At 71.2% G+C, this 25320-nt stretch carries 18 protein-coding genes; 6 read left to right on the forward strand and 12 right to left on the reverse strand.

The window, feature by feature from the left end:
* Positions 1-25: 25 nt before the first annotated feature.
* From ACWEV3_RS37985 to ACWEV3_RS37995, 3 genes are read right to left on the reverse strand one after another with little or no spacing between them, the layout of a single operon-like run.
* The gene (locus tag ACWEV3_RS37985; protein WP_452618539.1) at positions 26-799 is read right to left on the reverse strand and encodes an ABC transporter ATP-binding protein; all 774 of its coding nucleotides are present in this window, start codon (positions 797-799) and stop codon (positions 26-28) included.
* Positions 796-1830 (reverse strand): FecCD family ABC transporter permease, encoded by a 1035-nt coding sequence (locus ACWEV3_RS37990; protein ID WP_452618540.1) that lies wholly within the window; start codon positions 1828-1830, stop codon positions 796-798. The genes ACWEV3_RS37985 and ACWEV3_RS37990 overlap by 4 nt, the downstream gene beginning before the upstream one ends.
* Positions 1827-2768 (reverse strand): ABC transporter substrate-binding protein, encoded by a 942-nt coding sequence (locus ACWEV3_RS37995; RefSeq protein ID WP_452618541.1) that lies wholly within the window; start codon positions 2766-2768, stop codon positions 1827-1829. The genes ACWEV3_RS37990 and ACWEV3_RS37995 overlap by 4 nt, the downstream gene beginning before the upstream one ends.
* Positions 2769-3383: 615 nt before the next feature.
* On the opposite strand from ACWEV3_RS37995, the gene gltB reads away from it, so the two are divergent.
* Positions 3384-7934 carry a glutamate synthase large subunit gene (gltB, locus tag ACWEV3_RS38000; protein WP_452618572.1) on the forward strand — a complete coding sequence of 1517 codons (4551 nt, stop codon included), beginning with the start codon at positions 3384-3386 and terminating at the stop codon, positions 7932-7934.
* Positions 7927-9429: a glutamate synthase subunit beta gene (locus tag ACWEV3_RS38005; protein WP_452618542.1), complete on the forward strand. Its 1503-nt coding sequence runs from the start codon at positions 7927-7929 to the stop codon at positions 9427-9429. The genes gltB and ACWEV3_RS38005 overlap by 8 nt, the downstream gene beginning before the upstream one ends.
* Before the next feature lie 60 nt (positions 9430-9489).
* On the opposite strand, the gene ACWEV3_RS38010 is transcribed toward ACWEV3_RS38005, so the two are convergent.
* The 4 genes from ACWEV3_RS38010 to ACWEV3_RS38025 form a co-directional block, all read right to left on the reverse strand.
* Positions 9490-11625 (reverse strand): helicase-associated domain-containing protein, encoded by a 2136-nt coding sequence (locus ACWEV3_RS38010; RefSeq protein WP_452618543.1) that lies wholly within the window; start codon positions 11623-11625, stop codon positions 9490-9492.
* A 56-nt stretch (positions 11626-11681) separates the two neighbouring features.
* Positions 11682-12167 carry a cupin domain-containing protein gene (locus ACWEV3_RS38015; RefSeq protein ID WP_452618544.1) on the reverse strand — a complete coding sequence of 162 codons (486 nt, stop codon included), beginning with the start codon at positions 12165-12167 and terminating at the stop codon, positions 11682-11684.
* Between the two features lie 77 nt (positions 12168-12244).
* Positions 12245-14533 carry a HelD family protein gene (locus tag ACWEV3_RS38020; RefSeq protein ID WP_452618545.1) on the reverse strand — a complete coding sequence of 763 codons (2289 nt, stop codon included), beginning with the start codon at positions 14531-14533 and terminating at the stop codon, positions 12245-12247.
* A gap of 134 nt (positions 14534-14667) precedes the next feature.
* On the reverse strand, positions 14668-16065 hold the full coding sequence (locus ACWEV3_RS38025) for a GntT/GntP/DsdX family permease (protein ID WP_452618546.1): 1398 nt from the start codon (positions 16063-16065) through the stop codon (positions 14668-14670).
* Positions 16066-16225: 160 nt separating this feature from the next.
* Between ACWEV3_RS38025 and ACWEV3_RS38030 the strand changes: the two genes are divergently transcribed.
* Positions 16226-16921: a FadR/GntR family transcriptional regulator gene (locus ACWEV3_RS38030; protein WP_452618547.1), complete on the forward strand. Its 696-nt coding sequence runs from the start codon at positions 16226-16228 to the stop codon at positions 16919-16921.
* 9 nt (positions 16922-16930) lie between these two features.
* Here the strand turns inward: ACWEV3_RS38030 and ACWEV3_RS38035 are convergent, their stop codons facing one another.
* The 3 genes from ACWEV3_RS38035 to ACWEV3_RS38045 all read right to left on the reverse strand — a co-directional run bounded on the left by ACWEV3_RS38035 (position 16931) and on the right by ACWEV3_RS38045 (position 20809).
* Positions 16931-17629: a transglycosylase SLT domain-containing protein gene (locus ACWEV3_RS38035; RefSeq protein WP_452618549.1), complete on the reverse strand. Its 699-nt coding sequence runs from the start codon at positions 17627-17629 to the stop codon at positions 16931-16933.
* A gap of 188 nt (positions 17630-17817) precedes the next feature.
* Entirely contained in the window at positions 17818-20172 is a 2355-nt protein-coding gene (locus ACWEV3_RS38040) for a LuxR C-terminal-related transcriptional regulator (RefSeq protein WP_452618550.1), read from the reverse strand.
* Between the two features lie 52 nt (positions 20173-20224).
* Complete coding sequence (locus tag ACWEV3_RS38045) at positions 20225-20809, reverse strand: TetR/AcrR family transcriptional regulator (RefSeq protein ID WP_452618551.1); 585 nt, start codon at positions 20807-20809, stop codon at positions 20225-20227.
* Between the two features lie 116 nt (positions 20810-20925).
* Here ACWEV3_RS38045 and ACWEV3_RS38050 point away from each other — a divergent pair, with 116 nt between their 5' ends.
* A complete protein-coding gene (locus ACWEV3_RS38050) occupies positions 20926-22029 on the forward strand; it encodes a Gfo/Idh/MocA family protein (protein WP_452618552.1) in 1104 nt (367 codons plus the stop codon).
* 6 nt (positions 22030-22035) lie between these two features.
* On the opposite strand, the gene ACWEV3_RS38055 is transcribed toward ACWEV3_RS38050, so the two are convergent.
* Complete coding sequence (locus ACWEV3_RS38055) at positions 22036-22389, reverse strand: nuclear transport factor 2 family protein (RefSeq protein WP_452618553.1); 354 nt, start codon at positions 22387-22389, stop codon at positions 22036-22038.
* A gap of 355 nt (positions 22390-22744) precedes the next feature.
* On the opposite strand from ACWEV3_RS38055, the gene ACWEV3_RS38060 reads away from it, so the two are divergent.
* Positions 22745-23467 carry a DUF2461 domain-containing protein gene (locus ACWEV3_RS38060; protein ID WP_452618554.1) on the forward strand — a complete coding sequence of 241 codons (723 nt, stop codon included), beginning with the start codon at positions 22745-22747 and terminating at the stop codon, positions 23465-23467.
* Here ACWEV3_RS38060 and ACWEV3_RS38065 read toward each other — a convergent pair.
* Positions 23445-23816, reverse strand: coding sequence for a VanZ family protein (locus ACWEV3_RS38065; RefSeq protein WP_452618555.1), 372 nt, complete (start codon positions 23814-23816; stop codon positions 23445-23447). The genes ACWEV3_RS38060 and ACWEV3_RS38065 overlap by 23 nt on opposite strands.
* A 74-nt stretch (positions 23817-23890) precedes the next feature.
* Here ACWEV3_RS38065 and pyk point away from each other — a divergent pair, with 74 nt between their 5' ends.
* Positions 23891-25312 carry a pyruvate kinase gene (pyk, locus tag ACWEV3_RS38070; protein ID WP_358576475.1) on the forward strand — a complete coding sequence of 474 codons (1422 nt, stop codon included), beginning with the start codon at positions 23891-23893 and terminating at the stop codon, positions 25310-25312.
* Positions 25313-25320: the final 8 nt, after the last annotated feature.

Below are 25320 nucleotides of genomic sequence, written 5' to 3' on the forward strand. Positions count from 1 at the left end.
CGTGAGGCGGGCGAGGAGCGGCGGGTCAGCCCCGGATGGGGGCGATGACCGGGGTGCCGTCGGGGGTGTGCAGGACCGTGACGCGGGCCGTGTAGCGCTTCGCCAGCACCTCCGGGGTCAGGACCTCCGCCGGGGTTCCTTCGGCCGCGACGCGGCCTTCGTCGAGGAGGAGCAGGCGTTCGGCGTACTGGGCGGCGAGGGTCAGGTCGTGCAGCGTCATGACCACCGTGGTGCCCAGTTCCCGGCGCAGTTCGTCGACCAGGTCGAGCAGGGCTTGGGCGTGCCCGACGTCCAGGCCGGTGGTCGGCTCGTCGAGCAGCAACACGCCCGCTCGCTGGGCGAGGGCGCGGGCCAGCACGGCGCGTTGGCGTTCGCCGCCGGACAGCGTCGAAAGGGCCCGGTCCGCGAGTCGCGTCAGGTCCAGCCGCTCCAGCAGGGCGCGGACCACGTCCAGGTCGGTGGGGCCCTCCCGGCCCAGCACGCCGAGGTGCGGGGTGCGGCCGAGCAGCACGTAGTCGGTGACCGTGAGGCCGATCGGCAGCTGCGGGATCTGCGGCGCGTAGCCGATCGCCCGGGCCCGTTCGCGGCGGCGCAGCGCCGTCAGCGGCCGGCCGTCGACCAGCACCCGGCCGTCGTGCCGCACCAGTCCTGCGACGGCCTTCAGCAGCGTCGACTTGCCCGACCCGTTCGGTCCGATGACGCCCAGCCAGCCGCCGGTGTCCACAGTGGTCGAGACGTCGGAAATCACCGTGCTGCGCCGATATCCGGCCGACAGGCCGTGCACTTCGAGCGTGCTCATGCGCGCCTCCGGTGCAGCAGGACCGCGAAGAACGGCGCGCCGGTGAACGCGGTGATCACGCCGATCGGGATCTCGGCGGGCGCCAGCAGGGTGCGGGCGAGCATGTCGGCGAGCACCAGGAAGACCCCGCCGAACAGCAGGGAGAGCGGCACGATGATCCGGAAGCTGCCGCCGATCGCCAGCCGCACCAGGTGCGGCACCACGAGGCCGACGAAACCGATCAGCCCGGCCACCGACACCGCCGCGGCGGTGGCCAGCGAGGCCGCGATGAGCACCAGCAGCCGCACCCGTCCCGGGTGCACGCCGAGCGCCGCGGCCTCCTCGTCGCCGGTGCCCAGCAGGTCCAGCAGGCGGGCGCAGGTGCAGAGCACGACCGCGGCGATCGCCAGGTACGGCAGCACGATCAGCACTTCCCGCCAGCCGGTGGTGGTCAGCCGCCCCAGGATCCACATGTAGACCTGCTGCAACGACTCCACGCGGAGCTGCTGCACGAACGTCTGCCCGGCCGTGAGGAACGCGCCGACCGCGACGCCGGCCAGCACCAGCGTCGCCGTGTCCCGGCCTGCCGAGCGGCCGACCAGCCAGGTCAGGCCCACCCCGCCGAGCGCGCCGACGAACGCCGCGAGCTGCACCGGGACCGACGGCCCGCCCACCGGGGCCGCGGTGATCACCAGCGTGGCGGCCAGGCCGGCGCCGGCCGCCGCGCCCAGCAGGTAGGGGTCGGCCAGCGGGTTGCGGAACACGCCCTGGAACGCGGCGCCGGACACCGCCAGCGCCGCCCCGACCAGCACGCCGAGCACGACCCGGGGCACCCGCAGCTGCCAGAGGATCGCCGCCTCCCGCTCGGACAGCGGCGAGACGCCGCCGGTCAGCTGCGCGCCGATCTCGGCGAGCACCCGCTGCCAGCCGAGCTCGGCGGCCCCGAGCAGCACCGACAGCAGGACGCTCGCCAGCAGCACCGCCACCCCGACGAGCAGGTGGTGCGGGCGGAGCTTGGTCTGCTTCAGGGCCCCGCCGAGCGCCTTCGTCACCCGTTCTGGGCCTTGGCGATGCCGCCGCCGATCGCGCGCACCAGGTCGACCACCCGCGGGCCCCACCGGCTCGCGATGTCGTCGTCGAGTTCGACGACGCGGCCGTGCTGCACGGCGTCCAGGGTGTTCCAGCCCGGCCGGGCCGCGACCGCCGCCGCGTTGACCTGGCAGCACTTGACGTCGGACAGGAAGATCAGGTTCGGGTTGGCCTGCACGATGTGCTCCTCGGACAGCTGCGGGAAGTTCCCGCCCGCCGGGTCCGCGATGTTGTGCAGGCCGAACAGGTTGTAGACGTTGCCGACGAAGCTCTGCGAGGTCGCCGTGTAGTAGTCCGGGCTGACCTCGTGGAAGTAGTTCAGCGGCTGCGCCGGGCGCGGGGTGGTGCGGACGATCTCGTCGATCTCCGAGCGCATCCGGTCGACCAGCTCGGCGGCCTGCTTGGTGTGCCCGGTGGCCTGCCCGAGCACCTCGATCTGCTTGTAGGCGTCGTCCAGCGTGGCCGGCGACGGCGTGAGCAGCGTCGGCACGTTGACCACCTTCAGGCCGTCCGCCAGCTTCGCGCCGCTGTCCGGCGCGATGACCAGGTCCGGGGTGTGCGCGCCGACGGCGGCGGCGTCCGCGGTGAAGCCGGAGAGGTCGGTGCGCGGCGCCTCCGCCGGGAAGTTGGAGTACTGGTCCACCGCGATGACCTGGTCGCCGGCGCCGATCGCGTACAGCGTCTCGGTGGCGGTGGGGGACAGCGAGATGATCCGCTTCGGCTGCTGCGCGACCGTCACGGGCGGCTGACCGGGCAGCTCGACCTTGACCGGGAACGCCGAGGCCGGGTCGTCGGCCGGCGCGGGGGCCTCGGAATGGGGGCGGGTGGCGCACGCGGTGACCCCGACTAGCAGGGCGAGCATCGCGAGCAGCAGGGCGGCGAGTCGGCGGAACCCGATCATGTCTTCCCAACGGTTCGGCCGGTGCGTGGCGGGCGCGGCTCGGGGAAGCCGGGCTTCCGGGGGCGAGCCGCACCCCTGCACCGGGGGTGGCGGACATCGACGCCACGCGCAAGGCGACCTGGCTCGTGCCCGCCCGGGGCGGGCCATCGCAGTTGCGGCACAGCACCGGATTCGCACCGGTTTCGCTTGGCGCTGGCGTCCCGCGAGCACCCGCGTCGCGGGCACTCTGAGCTGGAAAGATATCAGGAGAAGATCGGCCGTCCGCGCCGTGCGGGAGTGTCCTGCGGCACGGGGGCTACCCGGGGCGCGACCCAGCGGTTAGATTTGACGACGGACCGTGTTCGGAGGTGTTCGATCACGAGCGCGGTAACCCAAACGAGTGCGTTACTACAAGATGGTCAGCATCACGCCCAGGGTGCTGCTTCCGGGTATCGTGGCTGTTAAAGTTCCCTAAACGCTCCGGTCACGAGCGGGCTTTCGAAAGCCCGAAAACTTCTGTCGTGCCACCGGGAGTCATCTGCGGGCCAGCGTCGTCCCGTGCCCAGAAGTCATGAAGTCAGGTCAGGAATTGACCGGGGGCTTCCAGCACGAGAAATGACGAGGGAGGTCTGCGCAGTGGTCTTCTCCGCCGTCCCAGCAGCCCAGGGGTTGTACGACCCGGCTGCGGAACAGGATTCCTGCGGTGTCGCCATGGTCGCCGACATCCGCGGCCGCCGTTCCCACGGCATCGTCGCCGATGCGCTGACCGCGCTCGCGAACCTGGAGCACCGCGGTGCCGCCGGCGCCGAGCCGACCAGCGGTGACGGTGCGGGCATCCTCCTCCAGCTGCCGGACGAGCTGCTGCGCGCCGAGGCCGGCGTCGAGCTGCCGGAGCCGGACGAGGCGGGGCGGCACCGCTACGCGGCCGGCATGGCATTCCTGCCCACCGACCCCGAGCAGCGCGCGCGTGTGGTGGAGCTGGTGGCGCGGGTCGCCGCCGAGGAGAACATGCGCGTCCTGGGCTGGCGCGACGTGCCGATCACCCCGGAGCGGGCAGGCGTGGGCAGCACCGCTCTGAAGTGCATGCCGCACTTCGCGATCCTGCTGGTCGCCGGGCACCACGGCGAGGCGGGCGTCGAGCTGGACCGGCTGGCGTTCTGCCTGCGCAAGCGCGCCGAGCGGGTGGCCGAGCAGGACGGGCTGGAGCTGTACTTCCCGTCGCTGTCCAGCCGCACCCTGGTCTACAAGGGCATGCTGACCACCGGGCAGCTGCCCGCCTTCTTCCCGGACCTCGGCGACGAGCGGCTGGTCAGCGCGATCGCGCTGGTGCACAGCCGGTTCTCCACGAACACCTTCCCGTCGTGGCCGCTGGCGCACCCCTTCCGCTACGTCGCGCACAACGGCGAGATCAACACGATCCGCGGCAACCGCAACCGGATGCGGGCCCGCGAGGCGCTGCTGGAATCCGACCTGATCCCCGGCGACCTCTCCCGGCTCTACCCGATCTGCGCCGGCGACGGCTCGGACTCCGCCTCCTTCGACGAGGTGCTGGAGCTGCTGCACCTGGGCGGCCGCAGCCTGCCGCACGCGGTGCTGATGATGGTGCCCGAGGCGTGGGAGAACCACGCCGAGATGGACCCCGAGCGCAAGGCGTTCTACCAGTTCCACGCCAGCCTGATGGAGCCGTGGGACGGCCCGGCGTGCGTCACGTTCACCGACGGCACGCTGGTCGGCGCGGTGCTGGACCGCAACGGGCTGCGCCCGGCCCGCTGGTGGCGGACCGCCGACGACAGGGTGGTGCTCGCCAGCGAGACCGGCGTGCTCAGCCTCAAGCCCGAAGAGGTGGTCGCCAAGGGCCGCCTGCAGCCGGGCCGGATGTTCCTGATCGACACCGAGCAGGGCCGCATCGTCGACGACGAGGAGATCAAGTCCGCCCTCGCCGGGGAGCACGCCTACGGCGAGTGGCTGCACTCCGGACTGCTCAACGTCGACGAGCTGCCGGACCGCGAGCACGTGGTGCACACCCACGAGTCGGTGGTGCGGCGCCAGCTGTCCTTCGGCTACACCGAGGAGGAGCTCAGCCTGCTGCTCGCGCCGATGGCCACCGGATCCGGCGAGCCGCTGGGCTCGATGGGCTCCGACACCCCGCCGGCGCCGCTGTCGCAGCGCTCCCGGATGCTCTACGACTACTTCGTGCAGCAGTTCGCGCAGGTCACGAACCCGCCGCTGGACGCGATCCGGGAGGAGATCGTCACCTCGGTGGCCCGCGTGATGGGGCCGGAGCAGAACCTGCTGTCCCCGTCGGCCGCGTCCTGCCGGCACATCGTGTTGCCCAACCCGGTGATCGACAACGACGAGCTGGCCAAGCTCATCCACGTCAACGACGACGGCGACCTGCCCGGCTTCGCCTCCGCCGTGCTCTCCGGTCTGTACGAAGTGGACGGTGGCGGCGAGGCGCTGGCCGAGGCCATCGAGCGGATCCGCGAGGAGGCGTCCGAGGCGATCGCTGCCGGGGCGCGCGTGCTGGTGCTCTCCGACCGCGACTCCGACCACCGGATGGCGCCGATCCCGTCGCTGCTGCTGGTCTCGGCGGTCCACCAGCACCTGGTGCGGACCAAGGAGCGGCTGCGCGTCGCGCTGGTGGTGGAGAGCGGCGACGCCCGCGAGGTGCACCACGTCGCGACGCTGCTCGGCTACGGCGCCGCGGCGGTCAACCCGTACCTGGCGTTCGAGACCATCGAGGACATGATCGCCACCGGTCAGATCACCGGCACGCGGGCGAAGGTGGCGATCCGCAACTACGTTCAGGCGCTGGTCAAGGGCGTGCTGAAGGTGATGTCGAAGATGGGCATCTCCACCGTCGGCGCCTACACCGCGGCGCAGGTCTTCGAGGCGGTCGGCCTGTCCGGGCAGGTCGTCGGCGAGTACTTCGAGGGCACCACCTCGAAGCTCGGCGGCGTGGGGCTGGACGTGCTGGCCGAGGAGGTCGCGCAGCGGCACCGCCGCGCCTACCCGGACAACCCGACCGAGCGGGTGCACCGCAAGCTGGAGGTCGGCGGCGACTACTCCTACCGCCGCGAGGGCGAGCTGCACCTGTTCACGCCGGAGACGGTGTTCCTGCTGCAGCACTCCACCAAGACCGGCGAGTACGACGTGTTCCGCAAGTACACGGCGGAATGCGACCGGCTGTCGGCCGAGGGCGGCACGCTGCGCGGGCTGTTCGAGCTGAACAGCGGCCGGGCGCCGATCGACATCGACGAGGTCGAGCCGATCTCGGAGATCATGAAGCGGTTCTCCACCGGTGCCATGAGCTACGGCGCGATCTCCGCGGAAGCGCACGAGACGCTGGCGATCGCGATGAACCGGATCGGCGGCAAGTCCAACTCCGGTGAGGGCGGCGAGGACGTCGACCGGCTCTACGACCCGGAGCGCCGTTCCGCGGTCAAGCAGGTCGCCAGCGGCCGGTTTGGCGTCACCAGCGAATACCTGGTCAACGCCACGGACATCCAGATCAAGATGGCGCAGGGCGCGAAGCCCGGCGAGGGCGGACAGCTGCCCGGCCACAAGGTGTACCCGTGGATCGCCAAGACCCGGCACTCCACGCCCGGCGTCGGGCTGATCTCGCCGCCGCCGCACCACGACATCTACTCGATCGAGGACCTGGCCCAGCTGATCCACGATCTGAAGAACGCCAACGAGCACGCCCGGGTCCACGTCAAGCTGGTCTCCGAGATCGGCGTCGGCACGGTCGCCGCGGGCGTGTCCAAGGCGCACGCCGACGTGGTGCTGATCTCCGGCCACGACGGCGGCACCGGGGCCGCGCCGCTGACGTCGCTGAAGCACGCCGGCACGCCGTGGGAGGTCGGGCTGGCCGAGACGCAGCAGACGCTGCTGCTCAACGGCCTGCGGGACCGGATCACGGTGCAGGTCGACGGCGGCTTCAAGACCGGCCGCGACGTGATCGTCGCCGCGCTGCTGGGCGCCGAGGAGTACGGCTTCGCCACCGCGCCGCTGGTGGTCGAGGGCTGCGTGATGATGCGCGTGTGCCACCTCGACACCTGCCCGGTCGGGGTCGCCACCCAGAACCCGGTGCTGCGCAAGCGCTACACCGGCCAGGTCGACCACGTGGTGAACTTCTTCGAGTTCATCGCCCAGGAGGTCCGTGAGTACCTGGCGGCGCTCGGGTTCCGCACCCTGGACGAGGCCATCGGCCAGGTCTCGGCGCTGGGCAAGGACGAGGCGATGGCGCACTGGAAGGCGCGCGGCCTGGACCTGACCCCGGTGTTCGCCGAGCCCGAGACGCCGTACTCGCCGGTGCGGCGCCGGGTCCGCGAGCAGGACCACGGCCTGGACCACGCGCTGGACCGCACGCTCATCCAGCTCGCCGAGGCCGCGTTGGAGGACGCGCGCCCGGTGCGGCTGGAGCTGCCGGTGCGCAACGTCAACCGCACGGTCGGCACGCTGCTGGGCGCCGAGGTCAGCCGCCGCTACGGCGGCGACGGCCTGCCCGCGGACACCATCCACGTGGAGCTGGAGGGGTCGGCCGGGCAGTCGCTGGGCGCGTTCCTGCCTCCGGGCATCACGCTGGAGATGGTCGGCGACGCCAACGACTACGTCGGCAAGGGCCTCTCCGGCGGGCGGATCGTCGTCCGGCCGCACCCGGATTCGGCGTTCGCCGCCGAGGACCAGGTGATCGCGGGCAACGTGATCGGCTACGGCGCGACCAGCGGCGAGATCTTCTTGCGCGGCAAGGTCGGCGAGCGGTTCTGCGTGCGCAACTCCGGTGCGATCGCGGTCGCGGAGGGCGCCGGTGACCACGCCTTCGAGTACATGACCGGCGGTCGCGCGGTGGTGCTCGGCGGCACCGGCCGCAACGTCGGCGCCGGGATGTCCGGCGGCATCGCCTACGTGCTCGACCTGGACCCGGTCCGGGTGAACACCGCGATGGTGGACCTGCAGCGGCCCAGCGCCAAGGAACTGAAGTGGCTGCACGAGATCGTGCAGCGGCACCACGAACTGACGGGTTCGGCGGTGGCGGCCTCGCTGCTCGGCGACTGGCCGCGGCGTTCGGCGGCGTTCACCAAGGTGATGCCGCGCGACTACCAGCGTGTCCTGGATGCCATGCGGATGGCCAAGATCGAGGGCCGGGACGTGGACGAGGCGATCATGGAGGCTTCCCGTGGCTGACCCGAGGGGATTTCTGAAGCACGCGCGGGCCGACGCCCCCAAGCGCCCCGTCGACGAGCGGCTGGGCGACTGGCAGGAGGTCTACGCCGCTCTGTCCACAGAGGACCGGAAGGCGGAGACCGCCACGCAGGCCGCGCGGTGCATGGACTGCGGCATCCCGTTCTGCCACTCGGGTTCGGCCGGTTGCCCGCTGGGCAACCTGATCCCGGAGTGGAACAACATGGTGCGCCGCGGCCAGTGGCAGGACGCCGCCGAGCGGTTGCACGCCACCAACAACTTCCCGGAGTTCACCGGCAAGCTGTGCCCCGCGCCGTGCGAGGCGGGCTGCGTGCTGGCGATCTCGCCGGAGGCCGGCGGCGCGGTGGCCATCAAGCGGGTCGAGGAGACCATCGCCGAGGTCGGCTGGGCCAACGACTACGTCTCCGCCCAGGTGACGGAGGTGCACACCGGCAAGCGGGTGGCCGTGGTCGGCTCCGGGCCGGGCGGGCTGGCGGCCGCGCAGCAGCTGACCCGCGCGGGGCACGAGGTGACCGTGTACGAGCGCGACGACCGCATCGGCGGCCTGCTGCGCTACGGGATCCCCGAGTTCAAGATGGAGAAGTCCGTCCTGGACCGGCGGCTGGCGCAGATGCGCACCGAGGGCACCCGGTTCATCACCGGCTGCGAGGTCGGCGTCGACCTGACCATCGAGGAACTGCGCGCCGGTTACGACGCCGTCGTGCTCGCGGTGGGCGCCTTGCGCGGCCGCGACGACACCACGATCCCGGGGCGGGACCTCAAGGGCGTGCACCTGGCGATGGAGCACCTGGTGCCGGCGAACAAGGAGTGCGAGGGCGACGGCCCGACGCCGATCTCGGCGCAGGGCAAGCACGTCATCATCCTCGGCGGCGGCGACACCGGCGCGGACTGCTACGGCACCGCGACCCGGCAGGGCGCGCTTTCGGTGACGCAGCTGGACAACTACCCGCAGCCGCCGACGACCCGCGACGACGATCGGTCGCCGTGGCCGACCTGGCCGTACATCCTGCGCACCTACCCGGCGCACGAGGAGGCCGGCGAGCGGAAGTTCGCGGTGGCGATCGAGGAGTTCGTCGGCGACGGCGAGGGCAACGTGCGGGCGGTGCGGCTGCGCGAGGTGAAGGTGCAGCGCGACGAGAACGGCCGCCGGCAGGTCGTGCCGGTGTCCGACGAGGTCCAGGAGATCCCCTGCGACCTGGCGCTGCTGGCCATCGGCTTCGACGGCGTCGAGCACATGCCGCTGCTGGACGGCCTGGGCATCTCGCTGACCAAGCGCGGCACCATCGGCTGCGGCTCGAACTGGGAGACCACCGCGCCGGGCGTGTTCGTCTGCGGCGACGCGCACCGCGGCGCGTCCCTGGTGGTGTGGGCGATCGCGGAGGGCCGCTCGGTGGCCAACGCGGTCGACGCCCACCTCACCGGAGCCTCCCAGCTCCCGTCGCCGGTGCACCCCACCGCACTCCCGCTGGCGGTGTGATCTTCCAGGGCTGAAAAGGAAGCGCCCACCCGGTATCAATCCGACCGGGTGGGCGCTTCGTCATGTCGTCGGGAAGTCTGGCGGCATGATCCGGAAGTCGATCCAGGGACCGACCGGGAGCGCGGCTGCGGACGGAGTCTCGTCCGGTTGGGCCAGCAGGTGCTCGGCGAGCTCGCGGAGGCCGGCTTCCGCCAGCGGTTCCGGCGCAGCCGGGTAGAAGGGCTGTGCCACGGGCATCGGCGGGTGGTCGTCGACGGTGCGCTCGACCGCGACAGTGCCGTCGGTCTTCTGCTGCACCGGGGCATATCCCGCTTTCCGCAGCGCAGCCAGGGTCTCCTTCGCAGGTTTGCTCGATGCGAGCACGGTCGGCGCCAAGGCGTGCAACGACAGCTCACGCAGCGAACGGCTTCCGCTGATTTCCTGTAGGAGAGCCTCCTCGCCGAGCACGCAGCAGCGCACGTTTCGGACCTGCAACTGGCCGAATTGCCGCCCGACATCCATGATCAGGTATTCCAGTGGTTGCGGCAGGTTCGTGTGGGCGATTGCGGTGAGCTTGTCGACCAGGTCATCGGCGGTGTAGCCCTGGTCCATCGCTCGCCGGACGGATTCGGGGCTGAACCGCCAGGTCGATGCGGTGTCCCGGCCTTCGGGGTCGGCCATCAGGTTCAGGGTGGCGGCAAGCCGGCCGCTGGGCGTACCGCCCACCACCGCGGTCAGGTCCGCTTGCAGCAGCGCGGATTCCCGCGCACTGGGCAGTAGTCGCGTGGCGGCCGACAGCAGCGCTTCCTCGTCGGCCACGCAACGGCCCAATGTGGACAGTGCCCCGCAGGCGATCGCGCCGATGGCTTCGGCCTCGGCCCAGTTGACCTGGATGGGATCGACCAGGCAGTCCGCGCAGCAGTAGAGCACCGGTCGCTTCCAGGCCAGCTTCTCGCCGATCAGGTTCGGCTCGCCCAATGCGGCGCTCGCTTCCCAACGGGAAAGCTCTGCCAGCAGGTCCATGCGGAACTTGCGGTCGAACGAGCTGGGGCGCGGTAGCAGCGCCGGATCGGGCTTGTCCATGACCTTGCTGAACATGGCCGCTGCCGGCTGCTTCCACCAGGCTCGCGCCAGGTGGGCATAGCGTTGTGCGGGTGTTGCCTGCTGCCAATCGTCGGCGAGGTTCGACGCAGTGACGCAGCCGGCTCCAGCAATGCTGAGCAACTCGGCTGCGGCGGCAGTTTCCAACCAGAGCCGGACCTGGTGCTGGTCGGTCCGCAGGGCCTTGGCGGCCTGCTTGAGCCCCCGGAGACCGACTCCGCCGTTCTGCAGCTGCGCCAGCGGGTTGGCGGCGCAGTGTTCGAGCAGCCGAGCCACTCCGTCGACGAATGCGGTTGCGGCCAACGTCGCCGCCTTGTCGATCTCGGCGGAGTCGACCCGAGTGGTCGGCGGCATCGCGGGTTCGGGCCGGAGCACCGGTTTGTCCGCGGACTCGCGCAGCGCCAGCCCGATCTCGCGGGGCATTTCGAACGGGCCGCCGTAGCTGGCGTACTGGCTCTGACTGACCAGAAAACCCCGGTCGACCAGCCAGCGTACCTCCGGGCTCCGCGGCGACGGGTCGCCGAGCGAGTAACCGAGGAGCGAGTCGGCGTGTGCCAACTTCACGGCGAGCTCAACGGTCGGGCCGGGTGCTTTCGCGAGCTCGGCGGACACCTTCGCCCGATCCCGCATGAAATCTTCGATCCGCTGCACCGTGTCGGCCTTCCGCTTGGCGGGCGCCAATCCGAGGGCTTCGGCGATACCGCGGACGGCATTGCTCACGTGCGGGTGGAGGAGCTGCGCGACCGGGCTGCCCAGCCCCGCAATGCGGGCGGCGCGCAGCGGTGCGGCAAGCCGGAACGCTCCCGGTGGGTTCGGCCGGATGAGGGCCTGTTCCTGCAGAGCCTGCAGTGCGCGATCGACTTCCGGGTCGTCGCCGAGCAACTCCTCGATCGCGCCGCGGGTGCACCCGTCCCCGAGGGAGCAGAGCGCTCCGAGCACCGCACTGCACCCGGAATCGAGCTGTTCCAACGCGTGCTGCACAGCGCCGGGGGAGTCGAGGATGGCCGCCAGAGCGGGTAGCGAGCGGGCTTCCACTGACTCGGGCCGACTTTTCAGCAACGTGGCGAGGCCGTCGAGGCCAAGACTGCGAAGCCACCGGACGAGATCGGAGTCCACCCGGCCGAGTGTGTCATGCGTGTTCTGGCGCCTTACCACCGGTCAGACGGGACTAGCTAAGGCGTGTTCGGGGGAATCTGGTGGGAGCGGGTCCGGTAACGGCTCCGGAATTCGGCCAGCAGCTCGTCGGTCGCCTCGGCCCCGGCGCTCACGGCGGCGTGGACGTCGCGGAAGTAGTTCTCGTAGCCGGCGGGGGTGTAGAGGCACAGGGCGCGTGCGGGGACCGGGCCCGCGTTGCGGAAGCCGTGCGGGGTGCCGCGGGTGGCGGCGAGCAGATGTCCGGGGCCGGCCGTCACCTCGCCGTCTCCGGTGTGGAGCGTCAAATCGCCCTCAAGAACGTAGAAGTACTCGTCGTGGCCGTCGTGCACGTGCGGCCTGGCGCCGATGATGCCGGGAGCGAGGCTGAATTCCTCGAAGGCGAAGTGCCCGCCCGTGTGCTCGCCGGTGAGTCGGAAGAAGTGCGCGACACCGGCGACGTCGATGAGTTCACCGTCCTGGGGACGGCGCAGCAGCGGGCGGGCGGGAGCCTGATGATCGGTCATGGGGGCATTGTGACCCAGGTTGCTGACGTCTTTGATGATCTTGGCAGCGCGTCTTGCGTCGACTTGCGACCACGGTTTCACATGCCGCGCAGCACCGGCGGGAGTTCGCCGGGGTGGACCACGCCGAGGCGTTGCGTCGCCCGGGTCAGCGCCACGTAGAGGTCGTTCAGGCCGCGTTCGGAGTCCGCCACGATCGCCGCCGGGTCGACCACCAGGACCGAGTCGAACTCCAGGCCCTTGGCCTGGTCGACCGTCAGCAGGACGGCCGGTGCTTCCAGGTCGTCGGGCCGGGTGCCGATCACCGCCTCCGGCAGGGATTCCGCCATCCGCGGCCCGATCCCGGCCAGCAGTTCCGGCGGCAGCAGCACCGCGAGCCTGCCTTCGCCGATCTCGCGCAGCTCGTCGGTGATCACCGCCGGGAGCTCGGCGCCGAGGTCGGCGGCCGGGATCCGGCGGGCCCACGGCCGGTGGCCGCTGGTGCGCACCGAGCGCGGTGCCGCCAGGTCGGTGTCCATTTCGGACAGCACGTCGGCGGCGATGGCCATGATCTCGGCCGGGGTGCGGTAGTTGACGGTCAGCTCGACCAGCTTCCAGCGGTCCTGGACGTACGGGTGCAGCACCTCGTGCCAGGAGTCGGCCCCGGCCAGGGCGCCGGTCTGGGCGACGTCGCCGACCAGCGTCATCGACCGGCTCGGGCAGCGCCGCATCAGCACCCGCCACGCCATCGGCGACAGCTCCTGCGCCTCGTCGACGATGACGTGGCCGAAGGTCCAGGTGCGGTCGTCGGCCGCGCGTTCGGCGGCGGTCAGGTCGCTGCTGCTGCGGAACCGCTCGGCCAGCAGCTCGGCGTCGAGCACGTCGGAGACGCGCAGCCGCTCTTCGTCGGCCAGCTCCTCGTCCTGCTCCATGATGTGCAGAACGCCTTGCGCGTAGGCGAGTTCCTCGCGCTCCTGGCGTTCGCGCTCGGCCCGGGCCTGGGCGTCGTCCTCGCCGAGCAGCTCCGCGAGTTCGTCCAGCAGCGGCACGTCGCCGGGCGTCCACGGCGTGCCCGGCAGGCGCAGCAGCTCGTCGCGGTCGGCGTCGTCGAGGTGCTTGTGGGTGGCGGAGGCCAGCAGTTCCGGCGAGCACAGCAGGTCGTCCAGGAGTTCCTGCGGGGTGATCTCCGGCCACAGCTCGTCCAGCGCCTTGCCCACCACCGCGTCCGCGCGCAGTTCGCGGTTGATGTCGTCGAGGTCGCGGCGGTCCAGCAGGTCGCGGCCGAGCCGGTCGGCGACCTGCAGGGTCAGCGCGGAGAACATCTCGTTGCGGAAGATGCGCCGGGCCAGGTTGTGCGGCTTGCGGGAGCGGCGGGCGCGGGTGCGCGCCTGCGTGGCGGTGCGCCGGTCGATGCGCAGCGCCTCCCGGTCGAAGGTGATCTCGGTGTAGTCGGCGGGCACCTGCTGCCGGTCGCGGACCGCGGTGGCGAGCACCTCGACCATGATCGCGCGGCCCTTGATCTCCGCCGCCCGCGCGGATTCCGCGCCGGTGGCGGTGATCCCCGGGTAGAGACCGCCCACAGTGGACAGCAGCACGCCGGTTTCGCCCAGCGACGGCAGGACCTGCCCGATGTAGCGGAGGAACGTCTGGTTCGGGCCGACCACCAGCACGCCGCGCTTGGACAGCTGCTCGCGGAAGGTGTACAGCAGGAAGGCGGCGCGGTGCAGCGCGACGGCGGTCTTGCCGGTGCCTGGGCCGCCCTGCACCACCAGCACGCCGTTCATCCCCGCGCGGATGATCCGGTCCTGCTCGCCCTGGATGGTGGCGACGATGTCCTGCATCTGCCCGGTGCGGCGGGCGTCGAGCCGGGCCAGCAGCGTGGCCTCGCCGGCCAGGCCCAGGTCGCTGCCCTGCTCGGCGGTGTCGAGGTCGAGCACCTCGTCCTCGTAGTCGAGCACCTTCCGCCAGCTGGTGCGCAGGTGCCGCCGGCGGCGCACGCCGTCCCGCGCGGCGGCGGTGGCCAGGTAGAACGGCCGGGCGGCCGGGGCCCGCCAGTCCAGCAGCAGCGGCTCGTACTCGTTGTCCTCGTCGAACAGCCCGAGCCGGCCGACGTGGAACGTCTCGCCGCCGTCGAGGTCCAGCCGCCCGAAGCACATCCCGTGCTCCACAGCGCTCAGCTGGGTGAGCTTGTCGGTGTACATCCTGGTGGAGATGTCGCGCTCGGTGCGCGCCTGCGGCGGCCCTCCGCTGTCCCGCAGCGTGTCCTTCAGGCGCTGCGTGGTTTCCTGCCGCAGCGCGTCGAGCTTCGCGTACAGCATCGAGAGGTACTGCTGCTCGGTTGCGATCTCCTGCGTGCGGACGGCATCCCGATCGGCTCGGGCGTTGGACAATTCGCCACCTCGTGCTGGGAGGGTCGGGGGGAGAAGCCCGCGTGCGACGCGCAGGCCCGACCCGCCAATATACCTCTCCCGGCGCGCGCGGTCGTGAGCGCGAAAGCGGGGCCCGCGCGCTCACGACCGCGGGGTCACAGCACCGCGGACAGGCCGAGGATCACGGCGAAGGACGTCACCGACAGCAGCGTCTCCATCGCCGACCAGGTCTTCAGGGTCTGCCCGACGGTCATCCCGAAGTACTCCTTGACCAGCCAGAACCCGGCGTCGTTGACGTGCGACAGGAACAGCGACCCGGATCCGATGGCCAGCGCGACCAGCGCGCCCTGCGCGGGCGGGAGCCCCATCACCAGCGGCGCGACCATGCCCGCCGCCGAGATGGTGGCCACCGTCGCCGAGCCGGTCGCCACCCGGATGCCGACGGCGATCAGCCAGCCCAGCACCAGCGGCGAGAGGTGCGCCCCGCTGGCGAAGTCGGTGATCATGTTGTTCACGCCGGAGTCGACCAGGGTCTGCTTGAAGCCGCCGCCGGCGCCGACGATCAGGATGATCCCGGCGATCGCCGGCAGCGAGCTGCCGATCACGTCGGACAGCCGGTTGCGGTTGAACCGGGCGCCGGTGCCGAGCACCACGATCGCGATCAGCACGGTCAGCATCATCGCCACGATCGGCGTGCCGATGGTGTCCAGCACCTGGTAGGCGACGGTGTCCTCGGGCAGCAGCAGGTCGGCGACGGACTTGCCGAGCATCAGCACGACGGGCAGCAGCAGCATCGACACCGACGCGAAGAACCCGGGCCGCTTCTCGGGCGAGGCGTCGAGCTGGGACTTGCCCAGCAGGTGCGTCGCCGGGGGCAGCTCGACGCGCTTCGAGATGTAGGAGCCGAACAGCGGACCGGCGACGATGGCGGTCGGGATCGCGACGACGACGCCCAGCGCGAGCGTCAGCCCCATGTCCACGTGCAGCGCGTCGACGGCGGCCAGCGGGCCGGGGTGCGGCGGCACCAGGCCGTGCAGGATCGACAGCCCGGCCAGCGCGGGGATGCCGATGCGCAGCATCGGCTGGTTCGACCGGCTGGCGACCATGACCACGACCGGGACCAGCAGCACGACGCCGACCTCGAAGAACATCGGCAGGCCCAGCAGCGCGGCGATGAAGACCATCGCCCACGGCAGCGTCCGCCGGGTGGTGCGGCGCAGCACGGTCTCGACGACCTGTTCGGCGCCGCCGGTGTCGGTGAGCAGCTTGCCCAGCATCGCGCCGAGCGCGACGAGCAGGCCGACGTCGCCGACGGTCTTGCCGAGTCCCTTGGTGAAGGTCTCCACCAGGTCGTCGAAGGGCATCCCGGCGACGACGCCGAGGGTGGCGGCGCCCAGGGCCAGCGACAGGAACGGATGCAGCTTGGCCCAGCTGATCAGCACGACGATCACCGCGATGCCCGCGATGGCGGCGGCCAGCAGCCGGGTGTCTTGGGCGGTCCACGCGCCGGGTGCCTGGGCTAGGACGGCGAGGGTGCCGGAGAGGCTTGGCATAGAGGGGCTCCTCGTTGAGCAGCTGGTGCGCGGCACAGCCTAAGCAATAAGTATGACTTTATTGCCATGTGGACCGATTAAGTATGTCTGTTAGGCGGGTCACCCGGCCCGGAGCGCCTATGTTTGATGGCGATTTCAAGGGCGAAAAGGGGCGTGCCGGATGGCCGGAGGGCTGCACGACAAGGTGCTGGACGAGCTCGGTCAAGAGATCGCGGCAGGCGTCCACCGGCCGGGCAGCGTGCTGCGCATCGACGAGATGGAGCAGCGCTTCGGCATCTCACGCAGCGTTGCCCGCGAGGTGGTCCGCAGCCTCGCGTCGATCCGGTTGGTCATCGGTCGCAAGCGGGTCGGCATCGTGGTCCGGCCGCGCGCGGACTGGAACGCCTTCGACCCGCTGCTCATCCGGTGGCTGCTGGTCGCCGACCGCGCGGCGCAGCTTAAGACGCTGGCGGAACTGCGCACCGCGGTGGAGCCGATGGCCGCGGCGGCCGCCGCGCAGCGCTGCGACGACGAGGACGCCGCACGCCTGGTCGGCCTCGCCGAGCGGATGGTCGCCACGGCGCGCGCCGGCGACCTGGAGACGTTCATGGACGCCGACGTCGCGTTCCACCGGCTGGTGCTGACCGCGTCGGGCAACGAGATGTTCGCCCAGCTGCACGAGGTCGTCGAGGAACTGCTGCGCTGGCGCGCAGGGCACGGGCTGATGCCCGAACACCCGCGCCCGGTCGCCGTGCGGCTGCACTGCGAAATCGCCGAGTGCATCCGCAGCGGTGACCGGGCGCGGGCCGAGTGGGCCATGCGCGAACTGGTCGCCGAAGCCCTGGAAGGAACCCTGCTGGGGCTGACCGACGCCTAGTAGCGGCTATTAGTAGCCGGAGTAGCTGCCGCCGGAACGGAGGCCGGCGACGCCGGGGACGTCGGCGACGGAACCGTAGGTGGTCATCGCGTAGCGGGTGGCCGCGATGATGTTGTCGACCGGGTTGTAGATGTCGCCGTGGCCGGGCAGCGCGTAGGACTGGAAGGTCGGCTCGATGGTCTGCATCAGACCGATCGACGGGGTGCCGGCCGCCGCGTTGGAGTCCCAGCCGTTGGTGGCGCTCGGGTCGCCGTTGGACTCGTGCATGATGATCGTGCGGATCGCGTCCGCGTCGATCTGGTCGCGCGGGATGCCGTGCTGGTCCAGGACGCCGATCGCCTCGTCGATCCAGGCGCCGATCTGGTCCTTGGGCTTCTCCGCCACCTGCTCGGCGGGCTGTTCCTGCTTGGCCGGCTCCGGCGCGGCCTCGGGGGCGGGCTGCGCGGCGGGTGCCGGGGCGGCTTCGGGGGCCGGTGGGACGGCGGCCGGGGCGGGGAGCTGCTCGGCCAGCGGGGCGAAGTGCGCGGCGGCTTCGACCGCGGGGGCTTCGGTCTTGGCACCGGCGGTGCCGGCGAAGACGCCGATCACGCCGAACGCGGCGACGGCGGCACCGACCTGCAACGACCGCATCTTCGGGGGGACGCGGTGCTGCCGGTCCGCGGAGTCGCCGAGGAACGCCGCGCGGATCCAGTTCACCGTCTGCGGCACCGCCCTCTCCCAGCGGTGCCACCCGGCCTGTCGGGGACTTCGATCGGGGGTGTTCGGTTCGTCGGGGGTCACGAGAACCGAGAATCCGGTACGGAGAGTGTTCGCGCACCGAGGTTTGTACGTACACGAATACCTAGATTCGCCCAGATGGGCGACATGTCGAAGGGATTCGACTACCTAAAGTGAGATTACCTGGGGGCGATGTCGCTCGCGTCACTCGCCTTCTGCGCGGCCACCCAACCGCCGATCTGCGCGCGGGACGAGAAGTCGAGCTTGGTCAGGATGTTCTGCACGTGGCCCTCGACGGTGCGCTGCGCGATCACCAGGCTCTCGGCGATCTCCTTGTTGGTGTTGCCCTGCGCGACCAGCTCCGCGATCTGCTGCTCCCGCCGGGTCAGCGGCATCGGGTGCACGTTGTCCTCGGCGCGCGGCCGCGCGTGCCGCTTGACCTCCAGCGCGAGGTCGACGGTGTGCGCCACCGACAGCTGGTGGCCGCGGTCGAACGCCTCCTGGAAGGCCGACTCGCCGAGCGCGGTCCGGGCCTGCGCCTCGTGCTCGTCGTGGTCGGTGGCGAACCTCGCCCAGAAGCCGGGCGCCGCGCGCACCGCGTCCCACACCGCCGAAGCCGCGCCGAAGAGCCGGGCGGCGCGGTCGTGCCTGCCCTGCTGCTGCGCGATCCAGGCGAGCGTGTCGATGCTGAAGGCGATGCCCAGCCGGTTGTCCAGCTTGCGCTGCAGGCGCAACGCCTCCTTCGCCGCGGTCTCCGCCCGCTCCAGGTCGCCCCGCCGCGCCTCCACCTGCGCCGACGCCCACAGCAGGTACGAGTGCCAGTAGAGCTCGCCGAGGCCGCGCGACAGCCGGATGCCTTCGGCGAGCACGCCCAGCCCTGTCTCGGGATCCTCGCCCAGGCCCTTGATCAGGCCGAGGCCGAACAGGGCGAACAGCTCGCCGACGGAGACCTCGTGCTTGCGGAACTGGCCCAGCGCGTCCTCCAGCAGCACGGCGGCCCGCGGCGAGTCGTTCTGGGCGAACGCCGCCATCCCGCGCACCAGCGTCAGATGCGCCTTCTCGATCTCATCGCCGCGCTGCGTGGCCAGCACCGTCGCCTGTTCCAGCGTCGGCTGCACGGTCTCCACGTCGCCGTGCAGCAGCGCGAACCAGGCGCTGACCCGCAGCGCGCGCACCCGTTCGGGCGTCTCGCGGGGCGTGGTGGCCAGCACCTGGTCGAGCCAGTGCCGGGCTTCACCGTTGAGACCGCGGATGCCCCAGTACTGCCACAGGTCGGTGCACATCCGCAGCGCCGCCCCGGCGGTCCCGGGATTGGCCGCGGCCGTGCGCAGTGCCGCGCGCAGGTTGCCGTGGTCGCTGCGCAGCCGGTTGACCCAGGCGACCTGGTCCGGGCCGATCCACTCCGCGGCGAAGCGCCCGGCCAGGTCGGCGTACCAGGAGCAGTGCCGCTGCTGCATGGTCTCCAGCTCGCCGAACTCCGCGAGCTTGTCCTGGCCGTACTCGCGCAGGGTGTGCGGCAGCCGGAAGCGGACCTCGCCGCCTTCCTCCTCGCGCATCAGCACGGACTTGTCGACCAGCGAGTGGATCGCGCTGAGCACGTCGGCGTCGGACAGCCCGTTGCCGGCCACGTGCTCGGCGGCGGCCAGGTCGAAGGAGCCGGAGAACACCGACACGCGCGCCCAGGTCAGCCGGTCCTGGTCGGAGGCGAGCTCGTAGCTCCAGTCGATCAGCGCGCGCAGCGTCTGCTGCCGGGCCGGTGCGCCGCGGCGGCCCTCGGTGAGCAGGTCGTAGCGCTCGGCCAGGCGCTCTTCGAGCTGTTGCAGCGACAGCGACCGCAGCCGGACGGCCGCCAGCTCGATCGCCAGCGGGTTGCCGTCGAGGTGGTGGCAGAGCCGCATCAGCGCCGTGGCGTTGTCGGCGGTGACCTCGAACTCGGGGACCGCGGCCCTGGCCCGGTCGACGAACAGCCGGACCGAGGCGAACTGCTCGTAGGCCTCCGGCGGCGGCAGGTGCTCGATGTCGGGGACCTGCAGCGGCGGGACGACCAGGGTCGCCTCGCCGGAGACGCCGAGGGACTGCCTGCTGGTGGCCAGCACCCGCACCCCGGGGCACCAGCGCACCACCGCGTCGACCAGCAGCGCGACGTCTTCGATCACGTGCTCGCAGTTGTCCAGCACGAGCAGCATCTCGCGGGACTTGAGCTGCTCGATGATGGTGTCGATGTCCTCCCCGCCGGTGGGGCCGCCGATGCCGAGCTGCTCGATGACCGCGTCGACCACCAGCGAGCCGTCCCGGACGCCCTCGAGCTCGACGCACCAGGACTTGTCCCGGAACGTGCGGCGCATGTTGCCCGCGACCCGCATCGCCAGCCGGGTCTTGCCGACGCCGCCGGGGCCGGTGAGGGTGACCACCCGGGACTCGGCGAGCAGGCGCTTGGTGAGGGTGATCTCGCGACGCCGGCCGACGAAGCTCGTGACGTCGGCCGGGAGGTTGCCCGCTGGCTCCCGCACACGGGCTCGAGCAGTGGAGACCACGTCCCGAGCTTAACCCGCTGCGCGACCCCTGACCTGGGATCTTGTTCCGGTGCTAGGCCGTGGCCCGGAGCCCGGCGAGCACGATGCGCAGGTTCCGCCGCCACTGGTCGTCGGCGGCGGGCAGCCCGATGGTGCGGTTCCCGGTCATCACCGAGGTGAGGGCGAACGGCACGTCCTGCCACGGCACGTCCCCGCGCACGGCGCCGGCCTGCTGGCAGCGCTCGACGAGCAGCCGGATCTCTTCGCGCAGGTCGGCCAGCGGTTGGTCGAGGGTCAGCGCGCAGTCCGTGCCCAGCGCCTCGTTGATCCCGCAGCTCATCGCGCGCAGCTGCACGAACTCGGCGGCGAAGCCGCAGAACCCGTGCCACGGGTCCGGGTCCTGCAGCGCCTGGCGGGCCAGCCCGACGATCTCGTAGATGGTGTCCTCGACCACCGCCTGCAGCAGGGCCTCGCGGGAGGGCACCCGGCGGTAGAAGGTGCCGATCCCGACACCGGCGCGGCGGGCGATCTCGTGCGCGGTCACGCCGACGCCGACCTCGGCGACCGCCTCGCGAGCGGCCACCACGAGCCGCCGCACGTTGCGCTGCGCGTCCGCCCGCGGCGCATCCTCGCTCAGAAGTCGTTCCACCGCGCTCACCGGGCCACCCTAGCAACCGGACTTGATGAGTCCGGTTAGACTCCGGATTGAACCGGACTTGTCGAGTCCGGTTCGTCGGAACAAAACGGACCTCCGAGGTCCGGTTGGAGGATGTCGTGGGCAGGATCAAGGTCGGGATCATCGGGGCCAACCCGGACCAGGGCTGGGCGGGGCGGGCGCACGTCCCGGCGCTGCGCGCGCTCGACCAGTACGAGTTGACCGCCGTCGCGACCAGTCGGGAGGAAAGCGCCCGGCGCGCGGCTGCGGCGTTCGGCGCCGAGCACGCCTTCGCCGACGCGCGTTCGCTGGCCGGGCATCCGGACGTCGATCTGGTCGTCGTCACGGTCCGCGTGCCCAAGCACCTGGAACTCGTCCAAGCGGCGCTGGACGCGGGCAAGCACGTCTACTGCGAGTGGCCGCTGGCGCGCACCACCGAGGAGGCAGAGGTCCTGGTGGCGGGCGCCCGTGCGGCCGGCGTGCACAACGTGATCGGCCTGCAGGCGCTGTACTCGCCGGCGATCCAGCGCGCCCGGGAACTGCTCGTGAAGGGCGCGCTGGGGCGGATCACCTCTGCCGCCGTGCACAGCGCTCGCGGCAAGGGGGCGACGGGGAAGGTGCCGGCCTGGGCCGTCTACACGCTGCAGTCGGCCAATGCCGCCGGACTGCTGGAAGTTCACGGTGGACACGTCCTGTCGGTGCTGGACCACCTGCTCGGCGACATCGCCCGCCTGTCCGCCGACCTGTCCTTGCAGCTCCCGGACCAGGTGGTGGCCGAGACCGGTGAGCCGGTGGCGGTCGACAGCCCGGACCACCTGGTGCTGCACGCCGGGCTGGCCTCCGGTGCGATGCTGTCGGCGAACATCCGCGACGGCGAGGTCGCGGACCCGCGAGTGCTGCTGGAAATCGTTGGCACCGAAGGAAGTCTGGCCATCGCCTCGACCGGCGCGGAAGATCCGCGTGGCACCCAGATCCAGATGAGCGACCTCGAACTCCGCGTGTCCGCCGAGGCGGGCCGGCCGTGGGAGGCGGTCCAGCTGCCGCCGGTCCGCCCGGTCGCGCAGGAGGCCCGCAACGTGGCGGCGGTGTACGCGGACATCGCAGAGGGGCTGCGCACCGGCGAGCAGGTCGCGCCGGACTTCGCCCGCGGCCTCCGCCTGCACCGAGTGCTCGACGCGATCCGGGCCTCGGCGGCCTCCGGCGCCCGCCAGGCGCTCGGCTGAACCGGTTCACGGCCCCGGCGGAAGACGAGTCCCCTGGTGGTGACGCAGCTTCCATGCGCCGTCCGTGCGGACCCAGATGGCCGTCCGGAGGGAGGCTGCGTCTTCCATCCGCGCGGTGTAGGTCAGCAGGATCGCGTCCGGGCCGAGCCGCACCGGCCGAAGGCCGTCCGCCTGGATCGGCGCCGAACTGCTCGCGCGGGTCGCGCGCACCACCGTCTCCCGGTCCCAGATCGTCCCGGATGCGCCGAACTCGCGGAAGTCCTCATGCAGCAGCGCCCGCACCGCATCGTCATCCGCGCGAACCCCGGGGGTGAGCAGTTCGAGCTCGCTGTTGATGACAGTCTCGAAGTCCTCGTCCATGGCTTCCGAGCCTAAGGCCGTGGTCACGTGAATTTCCGCTCTCGTGGTCTGCGAGTGGCCACAGTGGACTCGCGTGATCCGGGGGCGCGGCGGGCGTCTTTTCGCCCGAAGGGGTGGCATGTTCCGTGTTGAGTTGGTATATGCCAAATGGCGTGCTTACTGTTAGGGCACGCGAGTGACGTTCGCGTCTTTTGAATATCGGTCATCGGGGTCGCAGTCGATGACCGGTGCATGGCTGCGGCGTCTGACCGGCAACCCCCAGGTTCGGTCAGGCGCCGCAGTTCTTCCTCCACCCCCCCCGGTGCGCGAACGGCGGGCGATCGCGGATCATCATCGGGGCGAAGGGGGAGGAGCAGTGGGCGGCGACATCGCAGGGCAGAGGTTCGAGGGCTTCGGCAGGGGAGTGGTCGAGTTCTTCGAAGGGCTCGAACGGGTCCAGGCCGGTCTGGTGGATTCGCAGCGAGAGGTGCACGACGCCAAGGCCTACTGGAACGACAACCTCGCGTTCTACCGGGAGCAGGTCCGCGCGCCGATGGAGGCGCTGCTCGCCGAGCTGGAGCCCGAGTTCGGGCCGGGATTCGGGCAGGGCAAGGTCTTCCGGCCGCACCGGGACGTCCGGTTCAGCGCCGACAAGTCGCCCTACAAGACGCACTGCGGCGCCGTGATCGAGCTGGGGCGCGGCGGTGGCGCCTACTACGTCGAGGTCAGCGCCGACGGGATGCTCGTCGCCGGGGGCTGCTACCACACCGAGTCCGACCAGCTGGCCCGGTTCCGCGCCGCGGTCGACACCGACATCCACGGCGAGCGGCTGCGGTCGCTGCTGGCCGCGCTCGTCGAGCAGGGCTGGGAGATCGAAGGGGAGACGCTCAAGAGCCGGCCGCGCGGGTTCTCCGCCGGGCATCCCCGGCTGGACCTGCTGCGGCACCGCACGCTCTACGCGTCCCGCGACTGGGAAGCCGACGACGTCCTGCACGAGCGCGCCTGCATCGACCGGGTCCGGCAGTCCTGGAGCGCGGTGCGCGAGCTCAACCAGTGGTGCGCCGACCACATCGGAGTCACCGAGAAGAAGCGTCGCTGACCCGGCGCGCCCGTCGCGCCGCCGTGATGAGCGCCCAGCCCGCCGCCGCGCCCGCCACGTCGACAAGGCCGTCGGCTACCTCGCAGCTGCGCCCGATCGGCAGCAGGCCCTGCACGATCTCCGACGCGATCGCGTAGCCGACCAGCGCCGGCAGCAGCCGCGACGTCGGGAACCCGGCGATCCGGCCGGTCGCGGCCAGCGCCGCGAACATCGCGAAGTGCACCACCTTGTCGGTGCCCGGCGGCGCGGTCGGCACCCCGGACGCCGGCATGAACAGGATGAGCAGGCTGGCCAGCACCGCGACCCCGAACGGAATCCGGGTGAGCCGGGTTCTGTAATGATCCAGCAACGATCTCCCCGATCCACGTCTACAGGCATGGCTGCGTGCTGCGCGCGTCGGTCAACAGACTACGCTGGCATAACGTGAGTCGACGAGCCAAGATCGTTTGTACCATGGGCCCAGCCACCGCCACCCCGGAGAAGATGGCTGAGCTCGTCAGCAGCGGAATGGACGTCGCCCGGCTGAACTTCAGCCACGGCAGCCACGCCGATCACCAGCAGGTCTACGAGATGGTCCGAGCCGCGGCCAAGGAGTCCGGTCGCGCCGTCGGCATCCTGGGCGACCTGCAGGGACCGAAGATCCGACTCGGCAAGTTCGCTGCCGGGCCGGTGGAGTGGCGGACCGGCGACATCGTGCGCATCACGGTCGACGACGTCCAGGGCACCCACGACAGGGTGTCCACCACGTACAAGGGCCTCGCCAACGACGCCAAGGTCGGCGACCGACTCCTGGTCGACGACGGCAAGGTGGGGCTGACCGTCACCGGCGTCGAGGACACCGACGTCATCTGCGAGGTGACGGAAGGTGGTCCGGTTTCGGACAACAAGGGAATTTCCCTGCCGGGCATGGATGTTTCGGTGCCCGCGCTGTCCGAGAAGGACATCGAGGACCTGGAGTTCGCGCTCGAGCTGGGCGTGGACTTCATCGCGCTGTCCTTCGTCCGCAGCCCGGCCGACATCGACCTGGTGCACCAGGTGATGGACCGGGTCGGCCGCCGCGTCCCGGTGATCGCGAAGCTGGAGAAGCCGGAAGCGGTGGACAACCTGGAGGCCATCGTGCTGGCCTTCGACGGCGTCATGGTCGCCCGCGGTGACCTCGGCGTCGAGTTGCCGCTGGAACACGTGCCGCTGGTCCAGAAGAAGGCGATCCGGATCGCGCGGGAGAACGCGAAGCCGGTCATCGTCGCGACCCAGATGCTCGATTCCATGATCAACAACTCGCGTCCGACGCGCGCGGAGACCTCCGACGTCGCCAACGCGGTGCTCGACGGCACCGACGCGGTGATGCTCTCCGGCGAGACCAGCGTCGGCCGCTACCCGATCGAGACCGTCCAGACGATGGCGCGCATCGTCGAAGCGGTCGAGGCGGGATCGACGGCACCGCCGCCGCTGAGCCACGTCCCGCGCACCAAGCGCGGCGTCATCTCGTACGCGGCGCGCGACATCGGCGAACGCCTCAACGCCAAGGCGCTGGTGGCCTTCACGCAGTCCGGCGACACCGTGCGCCGGCTCGCCCGGCTGCACACCAGGCTGCCGCTGCTGGCGTTCACCCCCGAGGAATCAGTGCGGAGTCAGCTCGCTCTCACTTGGGGGACGGAGACGTTCTTGGTGCCTAAGGTGGACACCACGGACCAGATGGTGCGGCAGGTGGACCAGTCGATGCTGTCGATCGGCCGATCGCAGCGCGGCGACATGGTCGTCGTCGTCGCGGGCTCGCCGCCCGGCACGGTCGGTTCCACCAACCTCATCCGCGTGCACCGGTTGGGCGAGGAAGACCACGTCTGATCCGCATT

This window comes from Saccharopolyspora sp. NPDC003752 (genome assembly GCF_053605825.1).

Bases quoted from the DNA above. Each gene is read 5' to 3' on its own strand.
- ACWEV3_RS38055 (WP_452618553.1), bottom strand. From the start codon at position 22,389: ATGGACGAGGACTTCGAGACTGTCATCAACAGCGAGCTCGAACTGCTC.
- ACWEV3_RS38025 (WP_452618546.1), bottom strand. From the start codon at position 16,065: ATGCCAAGCCTCTCCGGCACCCTCGCCGTCCTAGCCCAGGCACCCGGC.
- ACWEV3_RS37985 (WP_452618539.1), bottom strand. From the start codon at position 799: ATGAGCACGCTCGAAGTGCACGGCCTGTCGGCCGGATATCGGCGCAGC.
- ACWEV3_RS38015 (WP_452618544.1), bottom strand. From the start codon at position 12,167: ATGACCGATCATCAGGCTCCCGCCCGCCCGCTGCTGCGCCGTCCCCAG.
- ACWEV3_RS38030 (WP_452618547.1), top strand. From the start codon at position 16,226: ATGGCCGGAGGGCTGCACGACAAGGTGCTGGACGAGCTCGGTCAAGAG.
- ACWEV3_RS37995 (WP_452618541.1), bottom strand. From the start codon at position 2,768: ATGATCGGGTTCCGCCGACTCGCCGCCCTGCTGCTCGCGATGCTCGCC.